Source organism: Mangrovimonas cancribranchiae, from assembly GCF_037126245.1.
Lineage (GTDB): Bacteria > Bacteroidota > Bacteroidia > Flavobacteriales > Flavobacteriaceae > Mangrovimonas > Mangrovimonas cancribranchiae.
This window is the reverse complement of the sequence record NZ_CP136925.1, coordinates 1,101,049-1,114,865: the sequence shown is the minus strand read 5'-3', so window position 1 is coordinate 1,114,865 and position 13,817 is coordinate 1,101,049. Positions and strand designations below refer to the sequence as shown.

The window sequence follows — 13,817 nt, the reverse complement described above, 5'->3', positions numbered from 1 at the left end:
TTATGAATCTTATTATATTTGCGCTCGCTCCCGTTTTTACTATTATTCTATACATCTACGCTAAGGATAAATATGAAAAAGAACCCAAACTGCTCCTACTCTACAGTTTTTTATTTGGGGCTTTTGTAAGTATTATCATAACCACGGTTATGTATGTTATTTTCGATTTTATTTTACCGCTAGATAGCTCTAAAGTATTTCAACAGTTCATAAAAGCATTTTTTATTGTTGGGTTTACAGAAGAGTTTAGTAAATATGTTATTGTTAGATTTTACAATCAGCCAAAACCAGCTTTTAACGAACCTTACGATGGTATTATGTATGCCGTTATGGTCTCGATGGGATTTGCCGCTACCGAGAATATTATGTATGTGTTAGATGGTGGTTATAAAACAGCTTTATTAAGAGCCTTTACTGCCGTACCTGCACATGCTACCTTTGGTATTTTAATGGGCTATTTTATGGGTAAAGCTAAATTTGCTGGCAAAAACAGAGGACTCCTTAATTTAATAGGATTACTCCTAGCCATTATTTTTCATGGCGCTTACGACTTCTTTTTGTTTATCGACTTTATTCCTGGCGTTTGGGTTGGTGCTTTTATTTCTTTAGCTATAGGACTTATTTTGTCTAGAAAAGCCATTAAGAAACACCAAAATATCTCGCATTTTAAATAGTATTTCTTATGAATTTTGCCTCTGGTGTTTTAAATTAGTATCATGAAAAACACTATCGCTGAACGTATTGCCGATTTTTTAAAACGTTTTCCGCCTTTCGACCTTTTAAGAAAATCTCAATTATTAGAAATTTCTAAACAGGTTAAGATTACTTACATGGAAAAAGGGCAAGTAATTTACCATCAAAACGATACATTACACAACCATTTTTATATTATTCACAAAGGTGCCGTATCTTTACTTAAAGCGTTAGAATCTAATAAAAACGAGGTTCTTGATAAGTTTGACGAAGGTGACGTATTTGGGTTGCGTCCACTTTTTGCAAAAGAAAATTATGCCATTACAGCTAAAACAGCCGAAGAGTGTATTCTTTACGCCATTCCTATAGATATTTTTAGGCCTATGGCCGAAAAGAATAAAAGTATTGGGAATTACCTAATAGAAAGTTTTGCTTCTAACACCGAAAACCCATTTACTAAAGAACATCATGTACAATTTTTCTCCGATGCAGAAATCATTTTAAACCCAACCGATAACCATTTCGAGCTTCAACCTGTTAATTACATTAAAAAAATTGTTACAGCTAAGCCCTCTTCAAAAATAAAAACCATTGCTAAAACCATGAGCAAAAAAAACATAGGCTCAATTATTATTGAAGACGACGGAAAACCCATTGGCATTGTAACCGATAAAGATATTAGAAACAAAGTAGCTACTGGACTTCATACAATTAGTGAACCTGTAACCAATATTATGGTATCACCTGTACTATGCTACCCTAAAAATATTACCATAGCGCAGGCACAAATTACCATGCTAAAACACCGCATAGGACATTTATGTATTACTGAAGATGGCACGCCAAACACCAAGATTATTGGTTTAGCTTCAGAACATGATATGATTGTTATGAAAGGGACCAATCCTTCCGTGTTAATGAAAGCTATAAAACGCTCTAACACCACAAAAGATTTAAAACGTATTCGCGAGAAAATCATGGTGCTTTTAAACGGCTACATCATGCAAAACATCCCGCTTACACATACAAACAAAATTATTTTTGAATTAAACGACGCTACTATAAAACGTGTAATTGAACGTTGTTTAGTTAAAATGAAACAAGATCCGCCTGTAAGCTTTGCATGGATGTCGTTAGGAAGTCAAGGACGAAAAGAACAGTTACTGCATACCGATCAAGACAATGCTATTATTTTTGAAAATGTTCCAGAAGACAAGCTTGAAGACACCAGAGCTTATTTTTTAAAACTAGCTAAAAAAGTAAATAAACGCCTAAACACTATAGGGTTTGATTATTGTCCCGCCGATATGATGGCTAAAAATCCAAATTGGTGTTTAAGCCTTGACGAATGGAAAGCTCAGTTTACTAAATGGACCACAAATACAGGAAACGATGAACTTTTGTTATGTAATATTTTCTTCGATTTTGATATCAGTTATGGCGACTCTAGATTAACCAATGCCTTAGCTAATCATGTTTTAGATATTACAAAAAACAACACCATTTTTATAGCTAAACTAGCTGCTAATGCCTTAAGCAATGCCTCTCCTCTTGGTTTTTTTAGACAGTTTTTGGTAGAACCTAACGGAGAGCACAAAGACCAATTCGACCTTAAAAAAAGAGCTTTAATGCCTATTGTTGATGCTGGTCGGGTTTTAGCTTTATCCTACCAAATAAAAAACATTAATAATACCGCCGAACGATTTGAAAAATTAGCAGACATATTTCCACAAAACAAAGAGTTGTATTTAGGTTGTTCTTATGCATTTAAAGCCATTTTAAAATTTAGAACAAAACACGGACTTATAAATAATGATAATGGTCGGTTTATTAAGTTAGAAGAACTCACTAAAGAAGAAAAAATGAAGTTAAAACGCTGTTTTAAAACCATTTCTCACGTTCAAGAGTTTATAAAAATTAGGTTTAATATTAGCACATTACTATAATGTTTAATTGGTTTAAAAAACGCACAAAACAATTTACACTTCCCGAATTTTGGAATGATTACGAGAATTCTTTTTCTCCAGATACTCATAAAGATTTAAAAACAGCTCGTTTTGTTGTACTTGATACTGAAACGACAGGTTTTAGCTATTCAAAAGATAGAATATTATGCATTGGTGCTGTTGAAATTCTAAATTACGAGATTCAAATAGCACATTCTTTCGAAACCTACATCAAACAAGAACGTTTTAATGAAAAAACGGTAGAAATTCATGGAATCATCAAAAATGAGCGCCTAAAAACCGTAACCGAATATGAAGCTATAGAAAAGTTTTTAGAGTACTTAGGTAATGCCATAATTGTAGCACACCATGCTAAGTTTGATGTCACCATGATTAATAAAATGTTAGAAAGACACGGGTTTCCACATTTGAAAAATAAAATTCTAGACACGGTTCACTTATATAATGCAACACGTATTAAAACCAACTTTAACCGCCAAGAAGAGCTAAGCTTAGATAATATCGCAGATAAGTACTTATTAGATGTTTCAGATCGTCACACAGCTGCAGGAGACGCCTTAATAACTGCTTTAGTTTTTTTAAAAACTACCACTATATTAAAAAATAAAAAAGGGATCACACTTAAAACGCTATTTAAAGTATAGCAATTTAGCACATTTAACAAACCTACATTACGAAAACGTTATAGAATGTCTATCTTTATCCTTTAAAAGCAAAATTTATGAGTAAATTTCAAGTTTCGGTTAACGGAAACGTTTCAACAGAAATAGATTCAAAAGATGTTGAACAATTAGACCTTCAACAAATAGCTGATAATCATTTTCATCTTTTAAAAGATTTTAAAAGCTATAAAACACAAATCATTCAATCCGATTACAATCAGAGAACATACCAAGTAAAAGTTAACAATAACCTTTATAATGTTGCTATTTCTAACAATTTAGATGTTCTAATTAAAGACATGGGCTTCGAAATTGGAAGCGCTAAGCATGTTAACGACCTAAAAGCCCCTATGCCAGGCCTTATTTTAGATATTAATGTAAGTGTTGGACAAGAGGTTAAAGAAGACGATTGCTTATTAATATTAGAAGCTATGAAAATGGAAAACGTCTTGACTTCGCCTAGAGATGGCGTTATTAAGTCTATTACGGTTAATAAAGGGGATGCTGTAGACAAGAATCAATTATTATTAGAATTTGAATAACAACATATAGACTATTCTTTTAGTATATTCTATAAATAACATCTTATTTATGAAAAAAATATTAGTTGCCAATCGTGGTGAAATTGCCCTTAGGGTGATGAAAACCATAAAAAAAATGGGCATAAAAACGGTTGCTATTTACTCGACTGTAGATAGGCAATCGCCACACGTTACATTTGCCGATGAAGCTGTTTGCGTAGGTGAAGCACCATCTAATCAATCGTACCTTCTTGGAGATAGAATTATTGAAATATCTAAATCGTTAGGTGTTGATGGTATTCACCCAGGTTATGGATTTTTAAGTGAAAATGCTGATTTTGCCGAATTATGCGAAGCTAACAACATTACATTTATTGGTCCAAAAAGCAAAGCCATTAAAATCATGGGCAGTAAACTAGCAGCCAAAGAAGCTGTAAAAGCTTACGATATTCCTATGGTTCCTGGCATTGACGAAGCCATTACCGATGTTGAAAAAGCCAAAACCATAGCCAAAGACATTGGCTTTCCTATTTTAATTAAAGCCTCTGCCGGTGGTGGTGGAAAAGGGATGCGTGTTGTTGAAGAAGAAAAAGATTTAGAGTCGCAAATGAATCGCGCCATTAGCGAAGCCACTTCGGCCTTTGGAGATGGTTCAGTATTTATTGAAAAATATGTAGCCTCACCAAGGCATATTGAAATTCAAGTTATGGCAGACACACATGGAAATATTGTCCATTTATTTGAACGCGAATGTAGTATTCAACGTCGTCATCAAAAAGTGGTTGAGGAAGCTCCTTCTGCTGTTTTAACCCCACAACTTCGCGAAGCTATGGGGAACGCAGCCGTAAGAGTTGCTAAAGCCTGTGATTACATTGGTGCAGGTACAGTGGAGTTTCTTTTAGATGACCAACACAACTTCTATTTCTTAGAAATGAACACTCGCCTTCAAGTTGAACACCCTGTTACCGAACTCATTACAGGAACTGATTTGGTAGAACATCAAATTCGTGTTGCACGTGGCGAAGAGTTAACACTAAAACAAGACGAATTAAAAATTAACGGTCACGCTCTAGAACTACGTGTTTATGCCGAAGATCCTTTAAATGATTTCTTACCGAGTGTAGGAAAATTAGAAACATATCAACTTCCTGTTGGCGATAATATTCGTGTAGATAATGGCTTTAAAGAAGGTATGGATATTCCTATTTATTATGATCCTATGCTGTCTAAGTTAATTACCTACGGTAACACTCGCGAAGAAGCTATAGAACTTATGATTCAAGCTATTGGGAATTACCACATTAAAGGTGTTGAAACAACCTTACCGTTCGGAACTTTTGTGTGTCAGCATGAGGCCTTTCGTTCAGGAAATTTCGATACACATTTTGTAAAGAAATACTACTCTCCAGAAGCCTTAGAAAGCAATCAAAAAGACGAAGCTGAAATCGCAGCTTTAATTGCTGTAAAGCAATATTTAGAAGACAAAAAACAATTACGAGTACCAAATACAAGTCACTAATGGAAGATAAAATAAAAGACTTAAACAATAAACTAGCCGAAGCCCATTTAGGCGGTGGTGAAAAACGTATAGCAAAACAACACGACAAGAAAAAACTAACTGCAAGAGAACGTGTACAGTACTTATTAGACGAAGGGTCATTTGAAGAAATTGGAGCGCTTGTTACCCATCGTACCAAAGAATTTGGCATGGACAAACAACAGTTTTATGGCGATGGCGTAGTAACTGGATACGGTACTATTAATGACAGATTGGTCTATGTTTTTGCACAAGATTTTACAGTTTTTGGCGGATCGCTTTCTGAAACTCATGCCGAAAAAATCTGTAAAGTCATGGACTTAGCGGTTAAAGTTGGTGCACCCATTATTGGTCTAAACGATTCTGGTGGCGCAAGAATTCAAGAAGGTGTACGTTCACTTGGCGGTTATGCAGATATTTTCTATCGTAACGTACAAGCTTCTGGTGTTATCCCACAATTATCAGCTATTATGGGGCCTTGTGCTGGTGGCGCTGTATATTCTCCAGCCATGACCGATTTCACTCTAATGGTTGAAAACAGTAGCTATATGTTCGTTACTGGACCAAATGTGGTAAAAACAGTTACTAATGAAGAAGTTACAAGTGAAGAATTAGGTGGTGCTTCAACACATGCTTCTAAATCAGGGGTTGCACACAAAACCTCAGCCAACGATGTGGTTTGTTTGGAAGACGTAAAAAAACTATTGAGTTATCTTCCGCAGAACAATCAAGAAAAACCTAAGGCGCTTCCTTATAAGTTAAATGATGAAGTTCGTGAGCAATTATCCGACATTGTACCAGATAATGCCAATAAGCCTTACGATATGCACGATGTTATTTCTGGTATTATTGATGACGACTCTTTCTATGAAATACATCAAGATCATGCCGAAAATATTATTGTAGGTTTTGCTAGATTAGGTGGAAAATCTATTGGTATTGTAGCTAATCAACCTATGTTTCTGGCGGGAGTGTTAGATGTAAATAGCTCGAAAAAAGCAGCTCGTTTTGTACGTTTTTGCGATAGTTTTAATATTCCGTTATTAGTCTTGGAAGACGTACCAGGTTTTTTACCAGGAACCGATCAAGAATGGAATGGTATTATTGTACATGGTGCTAAATTGCTTTATGCTTTTAGCGAAGCTACAGTGCCAAGAGTTACGGTAATTACTCGTAAAGCTTACGGTGGTGCTTATGATGTTATGAATTCTAAACACATTGGGGCCGATATGAATTTTGCATGGCCAAGTGCAGAAATTGCTGTTATGGGTGCTAAAGGAGCCGCAGAGATTATTTTTAAACGCGACATTGCAGCATCAGATAACCCTGAAGCTAAATGGAAAGAAAAAGAAGCCGAATATGCTGACCGATTTGCCAATCCATATAGTGCTACAGAACGCGGTTTTATAGACGAAGTAATTTTACCAAAAGATACCAGACGAAAGCTTATAAAAGCTTTTGCTATGTTAGAAGACAAACAGGTAGACAAACCAAAACGAAAACACGGTAATATTCCGTTATAAAAAACAAAGGAGACAACTTAAAAAATTGTCTCCTTTTTTATTAACTATTTAAGAAGTTGAGTATAAAACTCCTCTTTAAGTTCTCGATTATCTTTAATAATTTTTAAATACTCTTGCCTCACTTTTTCATGCTCATTTATATAATACAAATCACATTCTAAATGATCACATTCTTTATAATTAGGCATTGCCTTTTTATAATTACTTAACACCTTAGAGACAACAATTGCACGTTCTATCATAATTAAAAAACGGTCTCTTAATACACTTTCTTTTAATAGATTTGATGCTATTTTAGCCAACCTATCACTTTCTTCTATAATATAACTAACATGATTTACCCATAACGTTAATTCATTCTCACTACGCTTTTGAATAATTTGATCGTCTGTATCATGTTCAAAATAGGTTTCTAGTTTCATTGTTATTAAAATTCTATATTGTTGTTTCTTTTTGTTCCACCTCTTTTATAACTAGTGTTTTAATTCCTGCAGGAAACTCCCACTCGATTTCATCGCCTTTTGCATACCCAATTACAGCTGCACCCATTGGTGCTAAAACAGAAACTTTTCTTAATACTGCATTGGTTTCTGTTGGGAGTACAAGTTGGAATGTTGTCTCCCAACTATTATCTTTTGTTGATACTGTTATTAAAGAATTAAACCTAATCACGTCTTGAGGCAATTCTTGTTTACTAACAACACGTGCGGTTTTTAATTCATCAGACAAGCGTTTTATGGAATATTTTCTCGTGTCGACTTTATAGTTTTCGGATAAACTTAACAGCCTTTTTAAGGTTATATACTCCATCTTATCAAGCATTATGCATCCATATGTCATACATTCTAATATTTATGGGAAAATTCCACGTTGTACATAAGCTTTTTCAATACGCTCTATCGCAATTACGTATGCTGCAGAACGCATGTCGAGATTTCTATCTGTTGCCGTTTTTAATACTTTTTTAAAAGCTTCTTTTAGTTTTTTATTGAGCTTGATTAAAATCTCGTCTAATTCCCATAATTCTCCGTTTCTATTCTGAAGCCATTCAAAATAACTTCCTATAACGCCACCAGAATTGCATAATATATCTGGAATTATTTCTATACCACGGTCTAACAGCAATTTTTCAGCTTCAACAGTTGTTGGTCCATTGGCACCTTCGGCAATTAAAAAGGCTTTTATTTTTGAAGCATTTTCTTTTGTTATTTGATTGCCTAAAGCTGCTGGCACACAAATGTCGCAATCTAAACCAAAGAAGTCTGCTTTATCAATACTTGAAGCTCCAGAATACCCAACAATACTCCCTTGATTTGCTTTAGAGTAGTTTAACAACTCTTCAACAGCAATTCCTTGAGCGTTACTAATTGAGCCATAGGCATCTTGTACACCTACTAATTTTGCGCCATCTTGCTCTAAAAAGTGCGCTGCCCAATAACCAACATTACCAAAACCTTGAACAATAAATGTTTTATCTTTTAAGCTTATATTTTTATGTTCTGCCCAGTATTTTATAGTAAGATACACACCAAAACCTGTGGCTCTATCTCTTCCTTCTAATCCACCAGAACCAATAGGTTTTCCTGTAACAACATGTTGATTTTTGGAACGCTCGGAAGGTGTTTTTGTAGACATATATGTATCTGCTATCCACGCCATTGTTTGCGCGTTGGTGTTTACATCTGGTGCAGGTATATCATGCTCTGGACCAATATTATCGCCCAAAGCATAAGCAAATCGTCTTGTAATACGTTCTAATTCTGCAGTTGAATATTTTTTAGGATCTATCTGTATACCACCTTTAGCACCACCGTAAGGCAAACCTGCTAAAGAGGTTTTCCAGGTCATCCACATAGCTAACGCCTTAACCGCATCGATATCTATTGTGGGATGATAACGCAACCCACCTTTGTATGGCCCTAAAGCATTATTATGCTGAACACGATAACCTTTAAAAATCTCCACATCGCCATTATCCATACGAACTGGAAAATGAATAATAAGTTCGTTATTTGTTACTGAAAGTATTTTTTTTATGTTTTTGTTTAATCCTACCATCTCTGAGGCCGAATTAAATTGCTTCATCACATTTTCTAGCATACCTTGTTTAGGTTGCGCTTTCTTTTTTAACTCTTGTGTTAACATGTGTAATAATTTAAATTAAATAAGTTCTAACTTTTTGGTGTTAGAATGTTTTAAAACTGTTTTGTTATTTACGACTTGGTTTTCGCCTGCAAGTAAATACTCATTACAAGACCATATAATTTTTTTGTCGGAAGTAAAACTACAGTCTAAGTTATACTCACAATTAATACATATACTTTTTTCCATAATTACAGGTGTATTTATTTTATGTGTTTTGAGAATAACAAGCGACGTACCAAAATAAGTAGGCAACTCACAATAAAAAACAAACACCTAAAAACAAGGTGTTTGCAACATTAAAGTAATTTTTAAGGAAAGTAGATACTGAGTAAAAATTACCCAACAGGGTATATTTCACACACTAAAAACAGTTATGTTACTTAATTTTTTGACTAAGTGTTTTTCGGTCTATTTGAAGAATTCTAGCTGCTTCAGATTTATTATTATTGGTATGAGCCAAAACCTTAAGAATGTGTTGTTTTTCAATAGTTTTTAAGGGTAATAATACTGTTTCTTTAGGAAAGTCTATTGTGTATTTTAAATAATCGGGTAAACTATCTACGGTTATTTGTTTATCACTCATAATAACCGCATGCTGAATTACATTTTCAAGCTCTCGTATATTACCAGGCCAATGGTGACGCTTTAATATGTTTATAGCCTCCTGTGTTATAGGCATAAGTTTATCTTTGTATTCCACACCGTACTTAAATAAAAACTTATCGACTAGCAGTTCTATATCTTCAAGACGATTTCTAAGTGGCGGAACATTAATTTGCACAACGGTTAATCGATAAAACAAGTCTTCTCTAAATTTTTGACTCGCTATTCTAGATTCTAAATTAAAATTGGTTGCTGCAATAATCCTAACATCTACAGGTTCTACTTTTTGCGCTCCTACTCTAACCACTTCTTTTTCTTGAAGCACTCTTAACAATCGTAATTGTGTCGCCATAGAGGCATTACCTATTTCATCTAAAAAAATTGTGCCTTTATGTGCTGCTTGAAAAAACCCTTTTCTATCTTCGTTTGCTCCTGTAAAAGCCCCTTTTACATAACCAAATAATTCTGACTCTAAGAGGTTTTCTGGTATGGCGCCGCAATTAACAGCAACAAATGGTGCTGCCGCATATTTCCCATTATAATGAATGGCTCTAGCCACTAGTTCTTTTCCTGTCCCACTTTCCCCATTAATTAGTACCGTGGCCTTATTATCTTTAACACGATCTATAATTTGAGTTACAGATTTAATAGCTTTAGAATCACCTATAATTTCACCATAAGCATTTTGCTGACGTGGTGTTTTAGCAACTTTTGGCTTTTTTTCTTTTAAAGAAATTGCAATTGCCTGCTTTAATTCGTCTTTAGTAAAAGGTTTGGTTAAATATTCTACAACACCAGATTTCATGGCTTCTAAAGCACCATCAACAGAAGGATAGCCTGTAATGACTAGTTTGGGTAGTTTCGGGAAATGTTCTGAGGTATATTTTATAAGCTGCATTCCATCTACGCCAGGCATATTAAGATCGGTAATAAGTAAATCGATAGTTTTACTTTGAAGAATTGTAAGCGCCTCTTTTACTGAAACTGCTTTAAACGTATAAAAATCTAACGCTGTTAAATGACGTTGTAACAACTCTAAAATATGAATGTCGTCATCTACAATTAATATATTTTCTTTGTGTAGCGGCATGGTGTTCTATTTTGGGAAAACTAAATTAAAAACGGTTCCTTTTGGGTCGTTAGGTTGGTGTGTAATACTTCCTTGGTGACTTTGCATAATACCATGTACCACACTTAACCCTAATCCTGTACCTTCTCCAACATCTTTTGTTGAATAAAATGGATTGAAAACTAATTCTGATTTCGCGGACTCTATACCTTCTCCCTCATCTGAAATATCTATGTAAACATTGTTGTTATCTTCATATAATTTTACTTCTATTTTTCCTTTTTCTGGAGAAAAATATATGGCATTCATTATAATATTAAACACTACTTGAGTTAATTGTATGGTATCGACTTTATAAAAAACACTATCTGTTTGTGTTTGTAGGCAACAAGATAGTTGCTTTTTAGAAAAATTAGGTTTTAACAATTTTATGGCTTCTGTAATAATAGGTACAATATTGGTTTTTGTTTTATGCTGTGGCATTTCGCAAGAAAAAAACATTAACTTTTTCACAACCTCTCTAGAATATATGGCACTATTAATAATTTTATCTAGATCTTTAACTATAGTGTTATTATCCTGTGTTTGTTCTTTTACCAATTCAGCATATCCTAAAATATTTGCCAAAGGGGTATTTAGTTCATGTGCTATTCCTGCAGTAATTTCGCCTAAAATTGATAATCTATCTGCTCTTTCAACTTGCTGTTTTGTGCGAATTTCACGTTCGGTTATTTGTTTTCTCTCAAATAGTTTACCTATTTCTAAACCTATTGTTTCTAACAACTGACGCTCCTCGTTTAAAAAACTATTTGTGGTATACTTATCTTTAGAATACCCAATAATTATTGCTCCTATAGACGTTTTAAATGCGTTAATTTTGGCTAACATATTAACTTTACCATCTGTTGCTCTCCCTTCGTGTAAATTATAGTTTTCGACTATTAATTCTACCGATACATCCTTTGGAAATTGCACCGCTTTTTTTAAACTCCTGCAAATGGCTTGCAAAGTGGGCTGCAAATTCTTTAAGTTAGAGTTTGCTATAAGAGAACTTATCTCATACAAGCAAGTGAGTTCTTTTATACGCTCTTTTAATTTTTCTTCGGCTGTAACATTCATACAATTAAGTATCTTGACACAAAATTACGGTTTAATTCTATAGAAATCCTTATATTTAAGTAACGTAAATAAATTATAAAACAATGAAAAAACTATTCTTAGTACTTGTACCGTTACTATTTTGTGGAGTAAGTTTCTCGCAAACACCAGAAGAAATGAAAGCTTGGCAAGAGAACATGACACCAAGCAAATACCATAAATGGTTAGCCTCTATGAATGGTGAATGGGATGCCGTTGTTAAAATGTGGATGGCCCCTAGTCAACCACCTAATATTTCCAAAGCCACTACCATTAATGAAATGATTATGAATGGGCTCTACCTACGTTCTACTCATACTGGAAAAATGATGGAGCAACCCTTTATGGGAGAAAGTATTATGGGCTACGATAATGCTAAAAAAGAATTTATCTCGACATGGATAGACAATTTTGGCAGTAGTATCATGCTATTAAAAGGCTATTTAAAAGAGGACAATACCTTAATTTTAGAAGGTAATATGCTCGATCCAGCTAGCGAACAAGAAATGCATGTTAAAGAGGTCTTAACCATACTTTCTGAAGATTCTCATAAGTTTGACATGTACATGATTGTTGACGAACAAGAGATTAAGACTATGGAAATTCAATATACTAGAAAAAAATAATTTTTTTAATTTAATTATTACTTAAAAACTCCTATCAAAATAGGAGTTTTTTTATGCATAAACTTTAAGAACTCTTTATGAAAAGATAATATTCAGGGAAAATATTTAAAAGTACCTTTGCATTATGCAAAATTCCACTTCACCTAAACACAAAGTTAATTTAGAATTTATTGGTTTAATGGCATCGCTAATGGCTATTGTTGCCTTAAGTATTGATGCTTTATTACCTGCTTTACCAGATATTGCTAACGACCTTAACGTCACCGATGTTTCTAAAAATCAGTTATTAATTACGATGATTTTTCTGGGACTTGGTATTGGACAACTTATTTTTGGGCCACTCTCAGATAGCTTTGGCAGAAAACCTATTATTTACACAGGCTTCATTTTATTCGTTATAGCAAGTATTGTTTGCGTAACGACCAACAGCTTTGAAATGATGATTTTTGGTCGTATTTTACAAGGTGTAGGCTTGGCTGCACCAAGAACTATTAGTATTTCTATGGTTCGCGATACGTATAGCGGCGATTACATGGCTAGAGTAATGTCTATTGTCGTTATGGTATTTATTTTGGTTCCTGTAGTAGCACCAACAATAGGCCAATTTTTAATTACGTTTTTCGATTGGCATTCTATTTTTAATCTTAACTTAATTTATGGGTGTTTAGTGATGTTTTGGTTTTGGAAAAAACAACCTGAAACACTTCCAGAGAATAAACGTACAAAACTATCTGTTGGTTTATTTGTTAATGGTACTAAGGAATTTTTAAAATACAAAAGCGCTATTGTTTACACGTTAATTTCTGGTTTTATTACAGGATCGTTTATGGTGTATTTAAGCACTTCGCAACAAATTTTTGAACATCAATATAAGTTAGCCGATTTGTTTCCTTACATTTTTGCTAGTTTAGCTATTTCTATAGGCTTTGCTACATTTTTAAATAGCGCTTTGGTGGTACGTTTTGGCATGAAAAAAATAGCCAAAACAGCAGCCATTGCCTTTTGTGCTATTTCAATTTTTTACGTTATTCTTTTTCACAATGGTACAAATCCAGATCTTTCTGTTTTGGTGATGTTTTTTGCGCTTCAGTTTATAGCTATTGGGTTTTTATTTGGAAACCTAAGATCCTTAGCCATGGAACCTGTAGGTCATATTGCTGGGGTTGGCGCTGCTATTAATGGCTTTGTTTCAACTATTATGGCTGTTCCTATTGCTAATTTTATAGGAAGTTATGTTACTGATAGTGTGTTACCTTTATTTATAGGCTTTTCGGTTTGTGGAGTTGTCTCTGTATTAATGATGTTTTTAGTGAAAAAAAGCTGAAAATATTTTT

At 34.0% G+C, this 13,817-nt stretch carries 14 protein-coding genes; 8 read left to right on the top strand and 6 right to left on the bottom strand.

Annotated features, from left to right (window positions below):
• Positions 1–2 precede the first annotated feature (2 nt).
• The 6 genes from R3L15_RS04935 (at position 3) to R3L15_RS04910 (ending at position 6,903) form a co-directional block, all read left to right on the top strand.
• A complete protein-coding gene (locus tag R3L15_RS04935) occupies positions 3–674 on the top strand; it encodes a PrsW family glutamic-type intramembrane protease (protein ID WP_338733591.1) in 672 nt (223 codons plus the stop codon).
• Between the two features lie 42 nt (positions 675–716).
• Positions 717–2,639 (top strand): DUF294 nucleotidyltransferase-like domain-containing protein, encoded by a 1,923-nt coding sequence (locus R3L15_RS04930; RefSeq protein ID WP_338733590.1) that lies wholly within the window; start codon positions 717–719, stop codon positions 2,637–2,639.
• A complete protein-coding gene (locus R3L15_RS04925) occupies positions 2,639–3,304 on the top strand; it encodes a 3'-5' exonuclease (RefSeq protein ID WP_338733589.1) in 666 nt (221 codons plus the stop codon). Before R3L15_RS04930 ends, R3L15_RS04925 begins: the two co-directional genes overlap by 1 nt.
• A 77-nt stretch (positions 3,305–3,381) precedes the next feature.
• Positions 3,382–3,864 carry an acetyl-CoA carboxylase biotin carboxyl carrier protein subunit gene (locus R3L15_RS04920; RefSeq protein WP_338733588.1) on the top strand — a complete coding sequence of 161 codons (483 nt, stop codon included), beginning with the start codon at positions 3,382–3,384 and terminating at the stop codon, positions 3,862–3,864.
• Positions 3,865–3,913: 49 nt separating this feature from the next.
• Positions 3,914–5,362, top strand: coding sequence for an acetyl-CoA carboxylase biotin carboxylase subunit (gene accC, locus R3L15_RS04915; protein ID WP_338733586.1), 1,449 nt, complete (start codon positions 3,914–3,916; stop codon positions 5,360–5,362).
• Entirely contained in the window at positions 5,362–6,903 is a 1,542-nt protein-coding gene (locus tag R3L15_RS04910) for an acyl-CoA carboxylase subunit beta (RefSeq protein WP_338733585.1), read from the top strand. Before accC ends, R3L15_RS04910 begins: the two co-directional genes overlap by 1 nt.
• Before the next feature lie 44 nt (positions 6,904–6,947).
• Here the strand turns inward: R3L15_RS04910 and R3L15_RS04905 are convergent, their stop codons facing one another.
• The 6 genes from R3L15_RS04905 to R3L15_RS04880 all read right to left on the bottom strand — a co-directional run bounded on the left by R3L15_RS04905 (position 6,948) and on the right by R3L15_RS04880 (position 11,839).
• Complete coding sequence (locus tag R3L15_RS04905; protein ID WP_338733583.1) at positions 6,948–7,325, bottom strand: hypothetical protein; 378 nt, start codon at positions 7,323–7,325, stop codon at positions 6,948–6,950.
• Positions 7,326–7,338: 13 nt separating this feature from the next.
• Entirely contained in the window at positions 7,339–7,713 is a 375-nt protein-coding gene (locus tag R3L15_RS04900; protein WP_338733582.1) for a GreA/GreB family elongation factor, read from the bottom strand.
• 42 nt (positions 7,714–7,755) lie between these two features.
• Positions 7,756–9,048, bottom strand: a complete 1,293-nt coding sequence (locus R3L15_RS04895; protein WP_338733581.1) for a Glu/Leu/Phe/Val dehydrogenase — start codon at positions 9,046–9,048, stop codon at positions 7,756–7,758.
• Between the two features lie 15 nt (positions 9,049–9,063).
• Positions 9,064–9,234: a hypothetical protein gene (locus R3L15_RS04890; RefSeq protein ID WP_338733579.1), complete on the bottom strand. Its 171-nt coding sequence runs from the start codon at positions 9,232–9,234 to the stop codon at positions 9,064–9,066.
• 190 nt (positions 9,235–9,424) lie between these two features.
• Positions 9,425–10,741, bottom strand: a complete 1,317-nt coding sequence (locus R3L15_RS04885) for a sigma-54 dependent transcriptional regulator (protein WP_338733578.1) — start codon at positions 10,739–10,741, stop codon at positions 9,425–9,427.
• Positions 10,742–10,747: 6 nt separating this feature from the next.
• The gene (locus R3L15_RS04880) at positions 10,748–11,839 is read right to left on the bottom strand and encodes a HAMP domain-containing sensor histidine kinase (protein WP_338733577.1); all 1,092 of its coding nucleotides are present in this window, start codon (positions 11,837–11,839) and stop codon (positions 10,748–10,750) included.
• 83 nt (positions 11,840–11,922) lie between these two features.
• On the opposite strand from R3L15_RS04880, the gene R3L15_RS04875 reads away from it, so the two are divergent.
• Together R3L15_RS04875 and R3L15_RS04870 are read left to right on the top strand one after the other, a co-directional pair.
• A complete protein-coding gene (locus R3L15_RS04875; protein ID WP_338733575.1) occupies positions 11,923–12,483 on the top strand; it encodes a DUF1579 domain-containing protein in 561 nt (186 codons plus the stop codon).
• 124 nt (positions 12,484–12,607) lie between these two features.
• A complete protein-coding gene (locus R3L15_RS04870) occupies positions 12,608–13,807 on the top strand; it encodes a multidrug effflux MFS transporter (protein ID WP_338733574.1) in 1,200 nt (399 codons plus the stop codon).
• Positions 13,808–13,817 lie beyond the last annotated feature (10 nt).